At 70.3% G+C, this 15,201-nt stretch carries 12 protein-coding genes; 8 read left to right on the forward strand and 4 right to left on the reverse strand.

All coding sequences use genetic code 11. From position 1 onward, the window contains the following. Positions 1 to 5: 5 nt before the first annotated feature. The 5 genes from GGR66_RS09345 to GGR66_RS09365 all read left to right on the forward strand — a co-directional run bounded on the left by GGR66_RS09345 (position 6) and on the right by GGR66_RS09365 (position 5,011). Entirely contained in the window at positions 6 to 1,061 is a 1,056-nt protein-coding gene (locus tag GGR66_RS09345; protein WP_160968989.1) for a quinone-dependent dihydroorotate dehydrogenase, read from the forward strand. Further along, the gene (gene murB / locus GGR66_RS09350) at positions 1,058 to 2,101 is read left to right on the forward strand and encodes a UDP-N-acetylmuramate dehydrogenase (protein ID WP_184448042.1); all 1,044 of its coding nucleotides are present in this window, start codon (positions 1,058 to 1,060) and stop codon (positions 2,099 to 2,101) included. Before GGR66_RS09345 ends, murB begins: the two co-directional genes overlap by 4 nt. Further along, on the forward strand, positions 2,095 to 3,003 hold the full coding sequence (locus tag GGR66_RS09355; RefSeq protein ID WP_326520968.1) for a DMT family transporter: 909 nt from the start codon (positions 2,095 to 2,097) through the stop codon (positions 3,001 to 3,003). Before murB ends, GGR66_RS09355 begins: the two co-directional genes overlap by 7 nt. Positions 3,004 to 3,134: 131 nt before the next feature. Continuing rightward, positions 3,135 to 3,824, forward strand: a complete 690-nt coding sequence (locus GGR66_RS09360; protein ID WP_184448043.1) for an aspartate/glutamate racemase family protein — start codon at positions 3,135 to 3,137, stop codon at positions 3,822 to 3,824. Between the two features lie 2 nt (positions 3,825 to 3,826). Then, a complete protein-coding gene (locus tag GGR66_RS09365) occupies positions 3,827 to 5,011 on the forward strand; it encodes a TPM domain-containing protein (RefSeq protein ID WP_184448044.1) in 1,185 nt (394 codons plus the stop codon). A 26-nt stretch (positions 5,012 to 5,037) separates the two neighbouring features. On the opposite strand, the gene GGR66_RS09370 is transcribed toward GGR66_RS09365, so the two are convergent. Both GGR66_RS09370 and ispG read right to left on the reverse strand, forming a co-directional pair. Next, positions 5,038 to 5,763, reverse strand: coding sequence for a phosphatase PAP2 family protein (locus GGR66_RS09370; RefSeq protein WP_048489048.1), 726 nt, complete (start codon positions 5,761 to 5,763; stop codon positions 5,038 to 5,040). Then, positions 5,744 to 7,009, reverse strand: a complete 1,266-nt coding sequence (gene ispG / locus GGR66_RS09375) for a flavodoxin-dependent (E)-4-hydroxy-3-methylbut-2-enyl-diphosphate synthase (protein WP_017913396.1) — start codon at positions 7,007 to 7,009, stop codon at positions 5,744 to 5,746. Before ispG ends, GGR66_RS09370 begins: the two co-directional genes overlap by 20 nt. Before the next feature lie 125 nt (positions 7,010 to 7,134). On the opposite strand from ispG, the gene GGR66_RS09380 reads away from it, so the two are divergent. From GGR66_RS09380 to GGR66_RS09390, 3 genes are all read left to right on the forward strand, one after another. Further along, on the forward strand, positions 7,135 to 8,358 hold the full coding sequence (locus tag GGR66_RS09380) for an ATP-binding protein (protein WP_167087634.1): 1,224 nt from the start codon (positions 7,135 to 7,137) through the stop codon (positions 8,356 to 8,358). After that, on the forward strand, positions 8,355 to 8,921 hold the full coding sequence (locus GGR66_RS09385) for a response regulator transcription factor (RefSeq protein ID WP_160958516.1): 567 nt from the start codon (positions 8,355 to 8,357) through the stop codon (positions 8,919 to 8,921). The genes GGR66_RS09380 and GGR66_RS09385 overlap by 4 nt, the downstream gene beginning before the upstream one ends. A 69-nt stretch (positions 8,922 to 8,990) precedes the next feature. After that, entirely contained in the window at positions 8,991 to 10,784 is a 1,794-nt protein-coding gene (locus tag GGR66_RS09390) for a sensor domain-containing phosphodiesterase (protein WP_184448045.1), read from the forward strand. A 28-nt stretch (positions 10,785 to 10,812) separates the two neighbouring features. On the opposite strand, the gene GGR66_RS09395 is transcribed toward GGR66_RS09390, so the two are convergent. Together GGR66_RS09395 and GGR66_RS09400 are read right to left on the reverse strand one after the other, a co-directional pair. Next, a complete protein-coding gene (locus GGR66_RS09395) occupies positions 10,813 to 12,375 on the reverse strand; it encodes a sodium/sugar symporter (protein WP_160968975.1) in 1,563 nt (520 codons plus the stop codon). Between the two features lie 112 nt (positions 12,376 to 12,487). After that, complete coding sequence (locus GGR66_RS09400) at positions 12,488 to 15,034, reverse strand: exo 1,3/1,4-beta-D-glucan glucohydrolase (protein ID WP_326520975.1); 2,547 nt, start codon at positions 15,032 to 15,034, stop codon at positions 12,488 to 12,490. Between the last annotated feature and the right edge of the window lie 167 nt (positions 15,035 to 15,201).

Genomic DNA, 15,201 nt, shown 5'->3' on the forward strand with positions numbered 1-15,201 from the left:
ACGCCATGTATTCCCTCGCCCGACCGTTCCTGTTCGCCTTCGACGCCGAGCGCGCGCATGCCCTGGGCCTGCGCGCGATCGAGCTGGCCTACCGCACCGGCACCAATCCGCTGCTGGCGCGCACGATCGCGCCGATGCCCACGCGCGCCTTCGGCCTGGATTTCCCCAACCCGGTCGGGCTGGCCGCGGGCCTGGACAAGAACGGCGAGCACATCGACGCGCTGCTGGCGCTGGGTTTCGGCTTCGTCGAGATCGGCACCGTCACCCCGCGCGCGCAGGCCGGCAACCCGCAGCCGCGCATGTTCCGCCTGCCGCGGCAGCAGGCGGTGATCAACCGCATGGGCTTCAACAACCTGGGCGTGGATGCGCTGGTGCGCAACGTCGAGCGCGCGCGGCGCCGGCGCGGCCTGCTCGGGATCAATATCGGAAAGAACAAGGACACCCCGAACGAAGACGCCGCGTCCGACTATCTGCACTGCCTGGAGAAGGTCTACGCGCTGGCCGACTACGTCGTCGTCAACATCTCCTCGCCCAACACCGCCGGCCTGCGCGAGCTGCAGGAGGAACAGGCGCTGCGGCAGTTGATCGCGAGGCTACGCGAGGCGCAGGAAGCGCTGGCCGCGCGTCACGGCAAGCGCGTGCCGATGCTGGTCAAGGTGGCGCCGGACCTGAGCGACAGCGACATCGACGCGGCGGCACGGGTGCTGTCGGACCTGCAGGTGGACGGGGTGATCGCCACCAACACCACCGTCGCCCGCCCCGGCCTGGAGCACGAACCGTTGGGCGGCGAAAGCGGCGGCCTGTCCGGCGCGCCGCTGCTGGGCCAGTCCACCCTGGTGCTGCGCCGCTTGCGCGCGCGCCTGCCCGAGAGCGTCCCGCTGATCGGCGTCGGCGGCATCCTCTCCGGTGCCGACGCGGTAGCGAAGATGGCCGCCGGCGCGGCGCTGGTGCAGTGCTACAGCGGGCTGGTGTTCCGCGGGCCGGAACTGATCGGCGAGTGCGTGGAAGCGATGCGTCGGCGCCGTGAAGCGCCCAGCCGCGGCGCCGTGGCCGCGCCATGAGCACGACGGCCTGGTCGCTCACCGCGCAGGCGCCGCTGCAGGCGCTCAATACCTTCCACGTCGCCGCACAGGCGCCGTGGCTGCTGCAGATCTTCGCGCCCGAGGCGCTGCCCGAGGCGCTGCTGGCGCCGGAGCTGGCTGGCGCCGCGCTGCTGCCGCTGGGCAGTGGCAGCAACATGCTGTTCGCCGGCGATGCGCCCGGGGTGGTGCTGTGCTTCGCCAACCGCAGCATCGACACCCTCGAACACCGTGCCGACTACGCCATCGTCCGCGCCGGTGCCGGGGTGGGCTGGCACGAACTGGTGATGTGGTCGCTGGCGCAAGGGTTGTCCGGCCTGGAGAACCTGGCGCTGATCCCGGGCACGGTCGGCGCCGCGCCGATCCAGAACATCGGCGCCTACGGCGCACAGATGGGCGAGTTCGTGCACGTGGTCGAGGCCTACGACCGCGCCGATGCGCGCTTCGTGCGGCTGGATGCGGCCGCCTGCGAGTTCGGCTACCGCGACAGCCTGTTCAAGCGCCAGCCCGACCGTTATCTGATCGCCGCGGTGGAGTTCAACCTTCCGCGGCTGCACGCGCTGCGCCTGGACTACGCCGGCATCGGCGAGGAGCTGCAAGCCATGGGCATCGCCACGCCCGGCGCGCCCGACGTGGCCCAGGCGGTGATCAACATCCGCCGACGCAAGCTGCCCGACCCGGACGTGCTCGGCAACGCCGGCAGCTTCTTCAAGAACCCGCTGCTGCCACTGGAACAGGCACTGGCGCTGCAGCACGAACACCCGGCATTGCCGGTGTTTCCCGGCGACGACGACAGCCAGCGCAAGCTGTCGGCGGCGTGGCTGATCGAGGCCTGCGGCTGGAAAGGCTATCGCGAGGGCGATGCCGGCGTGTCCGCTGCGCACGCGCTGGTGCTGGTCAACCACGGCCAGGCCAGCGGTGCCGAGCTGCTGGAGCTGGCACGGCGCATTACCGCCTCGGTGGGCGAGCGCTTCGGCGTGGTCCTGGAACCGGAACCGCGTATCGTCGGCGCACAGTGGTAGCCGCGCCCACGCCGCTGCGCGCGGCGCTGCTGATGCTGGCCAGTACGATGGCCTTCGGGCTGATGGTGGTGGCGATCCGGTTGGCCTCGGCGCAGCTGTCCACGCTGCAGATCGCCTTCTTCCGCAACCTGTTCGGGCTGCTGTTCCTGCTGCCGATGCTGTTGCGCCCGGGGCGGCCGTGGCCGCGCACCGCGCAACTGCCGCGCTACCTGCTGCGCACCGCGATCGGCCTGGTGTCGATGCTGGCCGGGTTCTGGGCGATCGGCCACCTGCCGCTGTCGCAGGCCATGGCCCTGTCCTATTCCACCCCGCTGTTCGCGACCCTGGCCGCCGCGCTGTGGCTGGGCGAGACGGTGCGCCTGCGGCGCTGGCTGGCGGTGCTGTGCGGCTTCGTCGGGGTGCTGCTGATCGTGCGCCCCGGCGCTGCCGCGTTCAGCCCCGGCACCCTGGTCGCGGTGCTGGCGGCGGTGATGAGCGCCCTGGTCGCGATCCAGATCAAGCAACTGGCACGGGTGGACGCCGCCAACACGGTGGTGTTCTATACCTACGTGTTCTGGGTGCCGATGTCGCTGCTGCCGGCGCTGTTCGTGTGGCGCTGGCCGCACGGCATCGAATGGCTGTGGCTGCTGGCCACCGGCCTGTTCGGCACCCTGGGGCAGTTGCTGTGGACGCATGCGCTGCGCCTGGGCGAAGTCTCCGCTCTGACCCCGATCAGCTTCACCCAGTTGCCGCTGGTGGCGCTGTTCGGCTGGTGGCTGTTCGACGAAACCCCGGACGGCGGCACCGTGCTGGGCGCGCTAGTGATCCTCGGCGCCAACGCCTACATCGCCCACCGCGAGGCGGTGCTGGCCCGGCGTGCGGCGCGCGTCGGCACCGGCACGCCACCGACGCTGGACGCCTGAATGCCGCGCATGAGGCCGCGACGCGCCCGGGCTTCGCGGCCATCGCCGACCCAGGCGCCGCGCGCGGTCGCCGCACGCGGCCGATGCCGCTACCATCCTCGCGCACTCGAAACGGCGGCAAGCGGCGCACGATGAAGACCATCGGCATGATCGGCGGCATGAGCTGGGAATCCACCCTGCCCTACTACCGGCACATCAACGAGACGGTGCGCGCACAACTGGGCGGACTGCATTCGGCCAAGCTCCTGTTGCACAGCGTGGACTTCCACGAGATCGCGCAGTACCAGCGCGACGGCGACTGGGATGCGGCCGGCGCCGTATTGGCGGCCTCGGCGCGCGCACTGCAGGCCGGCGGTGCCGATTTCCTGGTGTTGTGCACCAACACCATGCATTGCGTCGCCGACGCGATCGCCGCCGCGGTCCCGCTGCCGCTGCTGCATATCGCCGATGCCACCGCCGATGCGTTGCAGGCCGCCGGCATCGTCCGCGTCGGCCTGCTCGGCACGCGCTTCACCATGGAGCAGGCGTTCTACCGCGAACGGCTGCAACGGCGCGGCTTTGAGGTACTGATCCCGGATGCGCCGGCGCGCGAGGACGTGCACCGCATCATCTACGAGGAACTGTGCCAGGGCGTGGTCCAGGCGCCGTCACGGCTGCGCTACCGCGAAGTGATCGCGGCGCTGCAGGCGCAAGGCGCGGAGGCAGTGATCCTGGGCTGCACCGAGATCGGATTGCTGGTCGGCCCGGCCGACGCGGCGGTGCCGCTGTTCGATACGACCGCGCTGCACGCGCGGGCCGCTGCCTTGTACAGCCTGGCCTAGCGATGCGCAGCCAGGCCGCACCTGCCGCCGCCATCGTCCCGCGCCACGACGTCAGCGCTCCGCGCGGCTGGGCGCCGTTCCGGCTCGGCGCCCTGCTGGTCCTGGCCCTGCTGCTGTGGCCGGCGCTCGGCAGCTGCGCCGTCGCCCTTCCGCCCTACACGCCGAATGTGGTCGATCCCGCCGGTACGCTCAGCGCGGAGGACACCCAGCGGATCAACGCGGCGCTGCAGCGCCTGCGCGAGCGCCAGCACCTCTGGGGCGCGGTCTACATCGTGCCGTCGCTGCAGGACGAACCGATCGAGCGCCTGGCCGAACGCGCCTTCCGCACCTGGCGGCTCGGCCGGCAAGGCAGCGACAACGGCCTGCTGCTGGTGCTGGCGATGCAGGACCGGCGTTCGCGCTTCGAAGTCGGCTACGGCCTGGAAGGCGTGCTGCCCGACGTGGTCGCGCGGCACGCACTGGACGACTACCTGGCGCCGCGCCTGCGCCACGGCGACACCGCTGATGCGATCGTGGCCGCGTTCGACTTCATGGGCCGCGCCGCTGCGCAGGATCCGGAGGCCATCGCCGAACTGGCGCAACCGGCCGACGACGGCATGCACTGGCGGCGCGGCGCCATCGCCTGGGCCGGCCTGCTGGTGCTGGTGTGGCTGCTGCTGCCGCTGCGCCAGGCCTGGACCGGCTATCTGCGCAGGCGCCTGCTGCGGCGGCACCCGCGCCTGTCGGCCAAGCCCGAGGAACTGGTCCAGGACAGCGCACGTGGCGGTTTCTTGGCATGGTTCATCCGCCTGTTCCTCAGCGCCAACCCCGGCATCTTCGTGGTGCTGCTGTCGGCCAAGTCGATGACGATGACGGTGATCTTCCTGGCGCTGGAACTGCTGATCCTGGTGCTGACCCTGGCCATCGCCGCGCAGCGCTACCGCTCGCCGCAGCGCTACAGCCGCTTCGTGCAGGCGCAGGCGCGAAAGCGCAATGCGCTGATCCGCAAGGGCCATATCGCCGAGACCGCCCCCGGGGTATTCGCCTACACCGCCAGCTACCACGCCGCCCAGGCGGCCAAGGAACGCGCCGCGGCGGAGTCCGCAGGATCGTCATCGTCCTCGTCCTCCTCGTCTTCGTCCTCCAGCAGCGATTCGTCCTCCGGCGGCGGCAGCTCCGGCGGCGGCGGCGCGAGTTCTAGCTGGTAGAGCGCGGCGACGTCCCCGCGCTGGCGTCAGCGCGCGTCGGTGGCGGCCAGCGCGCGCCGCGCCCGCCAACGCGGCCGGCGTTCGCCGCGGAACAGCAGCAGGTACAGCCCCACCACCCAGACCAGGGCCGCGCTCCAGCCGCCGAGGATGTCCGAGGGGTAATGCACGCCCAGGTACACCCGCGACACACCGACCAATAGGGTGAAACTGCCGGCCAGCCACAGCACCGGCCAGCGCCAGCGGGTACGCCAGCTCAGCGCGATCAGCACCGCTGCCAGGGTCATCGAGCCCATCGCGTGGCCGCTGGGAAAACTGAAGGTGTGGTGCTCCGGCGCGATCGACTCCCACAGGCTGGGCCGGTCGCGCTGGAAGAACTGCTTGGCGCCCATGTTCAGCAGCGCCGAGCCGATGAAGGACAACGCGGCGAACAGCGCCTCGCGCCAGCGGCGCAGGCCCAGCAGCACCAACACGATCAGCGTGTCCAGCGGGATCACGCCGTACTGGTAACCGGCCTCGGTGACCACGGTGAAGAAGCGGTCCCAGCCGGGGCTGGTCAGGCCGCGCATGCTCCACAGCAGCGGCTCGTCGAAATAGAGGTCTTCGAGTGCGTGCACGTCCTCGGCCAGCATCACGAACACGCCCAACGGCAGCAGCACCCCCGCGAACAGCAGCACCACGCGCCAGGCGTTCAACCGCAGCCAGCGGCGCAGGCCGGCCGCCTCGGCGGCGGACTCACCCGGTGCGGCGGACATAGGTACGTTCGACGTAGTCGTCGATCAGCGCGACGAACTCGTGGGCGATGTTCTCGCCGCGCAGGGTCACCTTCTTCTCGCCGTCGATGAACACCGGCGCGGCCGGTGCCTCGCCGGTGCCCGGCAGCGAGATGCCGATGTTGGCGTGGCGCGACTCGCCCGGCCCGTTGACCACGCAGCCCATCACCGCCAGGGTCATGCTCTCGGCGCCGGGATGGGTCACCTTCCACTCCGGCATCTTCGCGCGGACGTGGTTCTGCACCACCTTGGCCAGCTCCTGGAAGAACTCGGAAGTGGTGCGGCCGCAGCCCGGGCAGGCGGTGACCAGCGGAGTGAAGGCGCGCTGGCCGGTGGTCTGCAGCAGCTCCTGGGCGACGATCACTTCCTGCGTGCGCGACTGCCCCGGCTCCGGGGTCAGCGAGATGCGGATGGTGTCGCCGATGCCTTCCTGCAGCAGCACCGCCAGCGCCGCGCTGGAGGCGACGATGCCCTTGCTGCCGATGCCGGCCTCGGTGAGGCCCAGGTGCAGGGCGAAGTCCGAGCGCTGCGCCAGGTCGCGGTACACCGCGATCAGTTCCTGCACGCCGCTGACCTTGCAGCTGAGCACGATGCGGTCGCGGCCCAGGCCCAGTTCCACCGCACGCTCGGCCGAGTCCAGCGCCGAACGGATCAGCGCCTCGCGCAGCACCCGGCCGGCGTCCCACGGCACTTCGCGCCGCGAGTTCTCGTCCATCAGTTGCGCGGCCAGCGCCTGGTCCAGCGAACCCCAGTTCGCGCCGATGCGCACCGGTTTGTCGTACTTCAGCGCGAACTCGATCAGCTGCGCGAACTGGGTGTCCTTCTTCTTGCCGAAGCCGACGTTGCCGGGATTGATCCGGTACTTGGCCAGCGCCTCGGCGCAGGCCGGCTCGGCGGCCAGCAACTGATGGCCGTTGTAGTGGAAGTCGCCGATCAGCGGCACCTCGATGCCCATCATCCGCAGCTTGTCGACGATGCGCGGGATCGCCGCGGCCGACTCGGGATTGTTGACGGTCAGGCGCACCAGTTCCGAGCCGGCGCGCCACAGTTCGGCCACCTGCTTGACCGAGGAGGCGACGTCGGCGGTGTCGGTGTTGGTCATCGACTGCACCACCACCGGCTTGCCGCCGCCCATGGTGACGCCGCCGATGCGGACCGGCTGGGTGAGACGGCGCGCCCAGGGCGCGGCATCGGCGGGGGGCGTGGGGCGGCTGACGGCGTCGTACATGCGCCCATTTTAGCCTGCGCGGCACGTCCTGCCGCACGCGCCGGCACCGGCGATTCAGCGAGACCGGTGACGCTGCGACGGTTTGTCGCAGGCAGGCCCCCGGTCCAGCGCATACGATGCGCAGCATGGATTCCACCGACGCCTCCTTCCTGCGCACCCTGTGCAGCCTGCGCTGGCTGGCCACCGCCGGCCAGGCCGCGACGATCCTGGTGGCGACCTGGCCGCTGCAACTGCCGCTGCCGCAGGCGCCGCTGTGGGCCGGCGTGGCGGTGCTGGCGCTGTTCAACCTGTACGCGCAACTGCGCCTGCGCCATGCCGACTCGGCCGCGCCGGCCACCGCCTTCGGCCACATCCTGGTCGACGTGACCGTGCTGACCTGGATGGTCGGCTGGAGCGGCGGCATCGGCAATGCCTTCGGCTCGCTGTTCCTGGTGCTGATCGCGCTGGCGGTGCTGGCCCTGCCGCTGCGCTGGGCGCTGGCGGTGGCGCTGGCCTGCGTGGCCGGCTATGCGGTCAGCGCGCTGTTCGGCCTGCCGCTGCCGCACGGCCCCTATCAGGCGCTGGACCTGCAGCGCTGGGGCATGGCCGCCAACTTCCTGCTGTCCACGGTGGTGGTGCTGGTGTTCTCCACCCGCCTGGCGATGGCCATGCGCGAACGCGAGCGCGAGCTGGCACTGCTGCGCGAGCGCTTCACCCGCAACGAGGGCATCGTCGCCCTGGCCACCCATGCTGCGTCGGTGGCGCACGAGCTGAACACGCCGCTGGCGACGATGACCCTGCTCACCGACGACATCGCCGAACAGAGCCAGCAGCCGGAACTGCGTGAAGACCTGGACACGCTGCGCGAACTGCTGGTGCAGTGCCGCGAACGGGTGCTGGCGCTGGCCGCCCCCGCGCAGCGCGCCGGCGGCCAGACCGTATCGCTGACGCAGGTGCTGCATCAGTGGCAGTTGGTACGGCCCACCGTGCGCCTGCGCCGCAACGACGACGCGCCGCTGCAACTGCGCATGGAAAGCGCCATCGGCCACCTGCTGCAGGTGCTGCTGAACAACGCCGCCGACGCCGGCGAACGCGCCGGCCACCCGCAGGTGGACCTGACCGTGCGCGTCACCGGCAGCGAACTGGTCGGCGAGGTCCGCGACTACGGCGGCGGCTTCGACGCCAACCAGGTCGGCCTGCCGGCCACCCTGTTCCGCAGCGGCAAGCCCGAGAGCATGGGTGTGGGCCTGGCGCTGTCGCACGCGACCATCGAACGCCTGGGCGGCGAGCTGTGGACCGAGCCGGCACCGGACCACGGCGCCCGGGTCGGCTTCCGCCTGCCGCTGCTCGCCCTGGAGACCTCCGCATGAACACCGACACCCCGCTGGGCCTGCTGGTCGACGACGATCCGCTGTACCTGCGCACCCTGCAGCGCACCCTCGCCCGCCGCGGCCTGGAGACGCGCACCGCCGACAGCGCCGCCGCCGCGCTGGCGCTGGCCGCCGAGGCGCCGCCGGACTACGCGCTGATCGACCTGAAGCTCGGCGACGAATCCGGCCTGGCGCTGATCCAGCCGCTGCGCGCGATCCGCGCCGACATGCGCATCCTGCTGGTCACCGGCTACGCCAGCATCGCCACCGCGGTGGAGGCGATCAAGCTCGGCGCCGACGACTACCTGCCCAAGCCGGCCACCGTGCCGATGATCCTGCGCGCGATCGGCCTGGAGGCCGAGGAAGAGGAAGACGAGGACGGCAGCGACGTGCCGGACGCGATGACCCCGCTCAGCCGCCTGCAGTGGGAACACATCCAGCAGGCCATGCACGAGACCGGCGGCAACGTCTCCGCCGCCGCGCGCCTGCTCGGCATGCACCGCCGCTCGCTGCAGCGCAAGCTGGCCAAACGGCCCAGCCCACAGCGCGACCCGCCACGCTGAACCGCGCGGCAGCGTAGACACCGGCCCGGCCGGCGCTCAAGTCCCCTGGTACCGGGCCGCTAATTCGGTATGTTGAAATCACCCCCACCCGCCTTGCTGGACGAGCCGCAACGGCTCAGCGCCCTGCGCCAGCTGTGCCTGCTGGACACGCCCGCCGACCATGTCTTCGATCTGGTCACGCAGCTGGCGTCCCGCTACCTGCGGGTGCCGATCGCACTGGTCTCGCTGATCGACGAACAGCGCCAGTGGTTCAAGTCCCGGGTCGGCCTGGAGGCTGCGCAGACGCCGCGCAGCCAGGCGTTCTGCGCGCATGCGATCCACAGCCCGGAACTGATGTTCGTGCCCGATGCGCGCCAGGATCCGCGCTTCCGCGACAACCCGCTGGTCACCGGCCCGCCGTTCATCCGCTTCTACGCCGGTGCGCCGCTGCTGATGGCCGACGGCGCCAGCCTCGGCACGCTGTGCGTGATCGACAGCGAGCCGCGCCACGAGTTCGACGAGGTCGCGCGCCGCACCCTGCAGGACCTGCGCGACCTGCTGATGGTCCGCATCGACACGCTGCGCAACAGCGGCTTCGTCGATGCGTTGACCGGCCTGCCCAACCGCAGCCGCTTCAACGACGACCTGACCATGTGGCTGTCGCTTCAGACCGCCGACCAGCACGACACGGCGGTGGCGATCGACGTGTGCGGCATCGACTATTTCCGCGACATGGTCAAGGCGCTGGGCTGGGAGTACGCCGAGGGCTACCTGCTGGCCGCGCGCGATCGCCTGCGCCAGGCGCTGGGTAGCCTGCCGCTGTACCGCATCGACACCACCACCTTCGTGTTCATCATGGAAGGCAGCGACACGGCGCATCTTGAGTACTGGTGCGAACACGTCTGCGACGCCTTCGCCGCGGCGATCGACCACCAGGGCATTCCGCATGCGGCCAGCCCCTCGCTGGGCGCGGTGCGCCTGGACGGGGCGCTCAGCGCCAACCACACGGTGCGCTCGCTGACCACCGCGGTGGACATGGCGCGCCAGCGCGGGCAGCGCTGGAGCCTGTACGAGCGCAGCCACGACGCCAGCCAGCGCAATGCCTTCCGGATCCTGGCCGCCTTGCCCGAGGCGCTGGAGGCACGGAACCAGCTGAGCCTGCATTACCAGCCGCGGGTGAGCCTGCGCAGCGGCGCATGCGTGGGCGTGGAAGCGCTGCTGCGCTGGCAGCATCCGTTGCTGGGCACGGTGGCGCCGAACGACTTCATCCCCTTGGCGGAAAAGACCGCGCTGATGAGCCGGATCACCGCCTGGGTGCTGCGCGCCGGCATCGCCCAGGCGGCGCTGTGGCAACAGCGCGGCTATACCTTCAGCGTAGCGCTGAACGTGTCGGCGGTGGACCTGGAACAGGCCGACTTCATCGCCCGGCTGCAGGCGCTGCTGCAGCAGCATGCGCTGGCGCCCGGCGCGCTGGAGATCGAGTTCACCGAGAGCGCGATGATCCGCGACCCGCAGCGCGTGGCCGAGCAATTGCAGCAGATCAGCGCGCTCGGGGTGAAGATCGCCATCGACGACTTCGGTACCGGCTACAGCAACCTCGGCTATCTGAAGAACATCCCGGCCAGCGCGCTGAAGATCGACCAGTCGTTCATCCGCGCCCTGCCCGGCAGCCGCAGCGACGGCATGCTGGTGCCGTCGATGATCCATCTCGGCCACGACTTCGGCCAGCAGGTGGTGGCCGAGGGCATCGAGAGCGAAACCGTGTACCGGATGCTGCGCGACTGGGGCTGCGACGAAGGCCAGGGCTACTGGATCGCGCGGCCGATGCCGGCCGACGCGCTCGACGCCTGGCTGGCCGAGCCGTGGCAGGGCGGCGACGCCTGAGCGCGCCGCGCCACGGCCCGCCCGTGGCTCACCAGAACACCGCGTACAACGCCACCAGGATCGCGATCACCGCCGCGGCGCCGAGCTTGAAGCCCAGCGTGGTGCCGTAGCGCACGTCGTCGGTACGGATCAGGTCGCGCGCCGGCGCCTGCGGGGTCAGCAGCGACACCAGCACCGCCGCCACCAGCGACAGCACGAACACCAGGCCGATGCGGTCCATGAACGGCAGTTCCGGCCACAGCTTCTTCAGCGCGAACGACAGCAGCACCGAGCCGATCGCCGCGGTCAGCGCGCCGGCCTCGTTGGCGCGCTTCCAGAACAGGCCGAGCATGAAGATCACCACCACGCCCGGGGTGAAGAAGCCGGTGAATTCCTGGATGAACTGGAAGCCCTGGTCGAAATTGCCCAGCAGCGGCCGCGCGGTGAGGATGCCGATCAGCACCGAGGCCACCGCGGCCACGCGGCCGACCCGCACCAGCTGCGGCTGGTCGGCCTGCGGGCGGAACTTGGCGTAGAAGTCCAGGGTGAAGATGGTCGCCACCGAATTGATCTTGGACGCCAGCGAAGCCACGATCGCCGCCACCAGCGCGGCGAACACCAGGCCGAGGATGCCGCTGGGCAGCAGTTGCATCATCGTCGGATAGGCCTGGTCGGGCTTGGCCAGGTCCGGCGCCAGCACCACCGCGGCGATGCCCGGCACCACCACCACCACCGGCATCAGCAGCTTCAGGAACGCGGCGAACACCATGCCCTTCTGCGCCTCGCCGATGTTCTTGGCCGCCAGCGCGCGCTGGATGATGTACTGGTTGAAGCCCCAGTAGCTGATGTTCATCACCCACAGGCCGCCGATCAGCACGCTCAGGCCTGGCAGATCCTTGTAGAACGGGTTGTCCTTGGACAGGATCATGTGGAAGTGCTCGGGGTGCGCGTTCCACAGGTGCCGGAAGCCGGCGAGCACGCCGGCACCGTCGCCGATCCGCGACAGGGTCAGGCCGGCGACCAGCAGGCCGCCCAGCACCAGCAGGGTGACCTGCACGATGTCGGTCAGCGCCACCGCCTTCAACCCGCCGTACAGCTGGTAGACCAGCGCGAACACGCCGATCAGCGCCAGCGCCAGGGTCTGGTCCATGCCGGTGACCTGGCTCACCGCGATCGAGCCGAGCCACAGGATCGAGGTCAGGTTGACGAACACGTACAGCAGCAGCCAGAACACCGCCATCAGCGTGCGGATCCACTTGCCGTAGCGCTGTTCCAGGAACTGCGGCATGGTGTAGATGCCGTTGCGCAGGAAGATCGGCAGGAAGAACTTGCCGACGATCAGCAACGTCAGCGCCGCCATCCATTCGTAGGAGGCGATCGCCAGGCCGATCGCGTAGCCGGAGCCGGCCATGCCGATGATCTGCTCGGCGGAGATGTTCGCCGCGATCAACGAGGCGCCGATCGCCCACCACGGCAGGGTCTTGCTGGCCAGGAAGTAGTCCTCGGCACTCTTGCGGTGCCCGGCCTTCTCCCGCGAGACCCATTGCGCGAGCATGAAGATGCCCGCCAGATACACCACCACGATCGCCACATCCAACGTCGCCAGACCCACTGCCTTCTCCTGCGGGCCGCAGCCCGGTTCGCATCGTTGTCCATGACGCCGCCCACCCGGGCGGCGCCGTTCGTATTTGCCATGGCGGCGCGGCGGCCGCCTGCGCCGCCACTCAGCGCAGCGGGCAGTCGACCACGCTCTGCGCTTCGTTGCTGCTGCCCAGCGCGATCCGCGACAGCGAGAGATCCAGCGCGCCGTCGCTCTCGATCAGCGGCAGGCGCTCGAGCCGGGTCACATCGGCGCCGGCCACCGCGAAGCACTTCAGCGGCACGCCGAGGGTGCGCCACTCGCCCTTGGGCAACGCGGCCAGCGCCTTGCCGAGGTCCAGGCGCGCGCCGCAGTCATGGCCGCAGGCCACGCCGATGCGGGCGGCGCCGCTGGGAGCCGCATCCACCTTCAGGGTCAGGATCAATTGCAGGTCGCCATTGCTCTCGCGCGAGACGTCCAGCGGCTTGGGCAACACCAGCGCCAGCCCCGCCTTGCCGGTACCGGACCAGACCAAGCGGCGCGCATCCTCCTGCGCCTTGTAGTCGATCGCGGTGGCCTTGAGCGACCCGTCGGCCAACGCCGCCGGAAAGGTCGTCGCCGGCAGGTTGGCCTGGGCGCCGCCGAACAGGATCAGGTTGATGCCCGTCGCCGGCTTGCCGCGATCCAGGTACACCCCGCCCACCGCCTGCGCGCCGGAGACCCCGGACACCTCGGACAGGCGGTTCAGATCGCCCTTGTCCTCGTAGGTGAGGCCGTAGCCGAAGGCGAACTGCGGGTTGTAGTTCTTCTGCCCGACGTTGTTGGCGAACTGCACCGCGGTGCGCGGCCAGGAGAAGCTCAGCTTGCCGTGGAAATCGTATTGCACGCTGCCGTCGGGCTTGCGCAGCAGCACGTCGGCGATGCCGGCGCCTTCCGAGCCTGGCAACCAGGCCGCGACGAAGGCATCGGCGGCGTTGATCTCGCGGTTCACCCACAGCGGCCGCCCGCTCAGGAACACCGCCACCACCGGAATGCCCTGCGCCTTCAGCGACTTGATCGACTCCAGGTCGCTGTCGTCGCCGGGCTTGTACAGCAGCGTGGCGATGTCGCCCTGGAACTCGGCGTAGGGATTCTCGCCGAACACCACCACCGCCACGTCCGGCTTGGTCGTGAACTTGCCGTCCACCGCCAGTTCGGCGCTGCCGCCGGCGGCAGTGACCTGTTGCTGCAAGCCTTCCCAGATGGTGGTGCCGTTGGGATAGTCGGCGCGCTTGGTACCGGTGCCCTGCCAGTTCAGGGTCCAGCCGCCGGCCTGCTTGCCCATGTCGTTGGCGCCATCGCCGGCGACCAGCAGCTTGATCTGCGGCTTCAGCGGCAACACCTGCTGCTGGTTCTTCAGCAGCACCAGCGATTCGCGCACCGCCTGCCGCGCTACCGCCCGGTGCTCGGGCGCGCCGAGCAATGCGAACTTGCCGCCGAGCGGGCGCTGCGACGGTTTGCCGGCCTCGAACAGGCCCAGGCGCAGCTTCACCCGCAGGATGCGCCGCACCGCATCGTCCAGCCGCGCCATCGGGATCTCGCCCGACTTCACTGCCTTCAGCGCGTTCTCGTACACGCCCTTCCAGCTGTCTGGCGCCATCAGCATGTCCACGCCGGCGTTGAACGCGGCCGGGCAGTCGTCGTTGCGGCAACCGGGCACCTGGCCGTGGCCGTTCCAGTCGCCGACCACGAAGCCGCCGAAATGCATCTGCCCCTTCAGCACGTCGGTCAGCATGGCCTTGTGGCCGTGCATCTTGACCCCGTTGAAGCTGTTGAACGAGGCCATCACCGACTGCGCGCCGGCCGCGATCGCCGGCGGATAGCCGGCGCCGTGGATGTCGCGCAGCTGCTGTTCGCTGATCCGGGTGTCGCCCTGGTCCTTGCCGTCGGTGGTGCCGCCGTCGCCGAGGAAGTGCTTGACCGAGGAAATCACGTGCGTGCCGTCGAGGAAACCGGGCGTGCCGGGCACGCCCTGCAGGCCCTCGACCATCTTGCCGGCGTAGCTGGCCACCACCTCGGGCGACTCGGAATAGCCCTCGTAGGTGCGGCCCCAGCGGTCGTCCTGCGGCACCGCCACGGTCGGGGCGAAGGTCCACTCCATGCCGGTGGTGCGGGTCTCGGCGGCGGTGATCTCGCCGATCTTGCGCATCAATTCCGGGTCGCGCGTCGCGCCCAGGCCGATGTTGTGCGGGAACAGCGTGGCGCCGACGATGTTGCTCTGCCCGTGCACCGCGTCGATGCCGAAAATGATCGGAATCGCCGGGCCGGCACCGTCTTTCTGCATGGACGCCGCGTAGTAGGCATCGGCCAGCGCCAGCCATTGCGCCGGGCTGGCGTCGTACTTGCCGCCGGGATCGGAATTGCCGCCGGCCAGCACCGAGCCGATGTGATAGCGGCGCACGTCGTCCGGGGTCATGCTGCCGATGTCGCCCTGCACGGTCTGCCCGACCTTCTGCTCCACCGACATCTGCGCCATCAGCTTGGTGATGCGCGCCTCCAGCGCCGGATCCTCCTTCAGCGGCCAGGCCGGCGACGGCCACAGTTCCGGGTGGATCGGCGGCGGCGCAGGGGCCGGGGCCGCCGTGGCGGGAACCGAGCGGCCCGGAACCGCCGCGACCAGGGCGAGTAGGCCAAGCGCAGCGGCCGCGGCCAGCGCAGTGCGAAGCGGCGCGGTCGCGCCAACAGGCTGTGTGTGCAAGAGACTCCCTCCCAGGAACGGCGAACGCATGCCATGTCGCGGCCGGACCGCACACGCCGAGTGCGGCCGGCGCCTACGCTTCCCGAATCGCCCCAAGCCTGTCAACCGCGCCGCGAGGTATG

Origin of the sequence: Xanthomonas sp. 3498 (assembly GCF_014199795.1) — a bacterium.
Classification (GTDB): domain Bacteria; phylum Pseudomonadota; class Gammaproteobacteria; order Xanthomonadales; family Xanthomonadaceae; genus Xanthomonas_A; species Xanthomonas_A rydalmerensis.

Excerpts from the sequence above, each read along its gene's own strand:
- GGR66_RS09345 (WP_160968989.1), top strand. The coding sequence starts at position 6 with ATGTATTCCCTCGCCCGACCGTTCCTGTTCGCCTTCGACGCCGAGCGC.
- murB (WP_184448042.1), top strand. The coding sequence starts at position 1,058 with ATGAGCACGACGGCCTGGTCGCTCACCGCGCAGGCGCCGCTGCAGGCG.
- GGR66_RS09360 (WP_184448043.1), top strand. The coding sequence starts at position 3,135 with ATGAAGACCATCGGCATGATCGGCGGCATGAGCTGGGAATCCACCCTG.
- GGR66_RS09365 (WP_184448044.1), top strand. The coding sequence starts at position 3,827 with ATGCGCAGCCAGGCCGCACCTGCCGCCGCCATCGTCCCGCGCCACGAC.
- GGR66_RS09370 (WP_048489048.1), bottom strand. The coding sequence starts at position 5,763 with ATGTCCGCCGCACCGGGTGAGTCCGCCGCCGAGGCGGCCGGCCTGCGC.
- ispG (WP_017913396.1), bottom strand. The coding sequence starts at position 7,009 with ATGTACGACGCCGTCAGCCGCCCCACGCCCCCCGCCGATGCCGCGCCC.
- GGR66_RS09380 (WP_167087634.1), top strand. The coding sequence starts at position 7,135 with ATGGATTCCACCGACGCCTCCTTCCTGCGCACCCTGTGCAGCCTGCGC.
- GGR66_RS09385 (WP_160958516.1), top strand. The coding sequence starts at position 8,355 with ATGAACACCGACACCCCGCTGGGCCTGCTGGTCGACGACGATCCGCTG.
- GGR66_RS09390 (WP_184448045.1), top strand. The coding sequence starts at position 8,991 with ATGTTGAAATCACCCCCACCCGCCTTGCTGGACGAGCCGCAACGGCTC.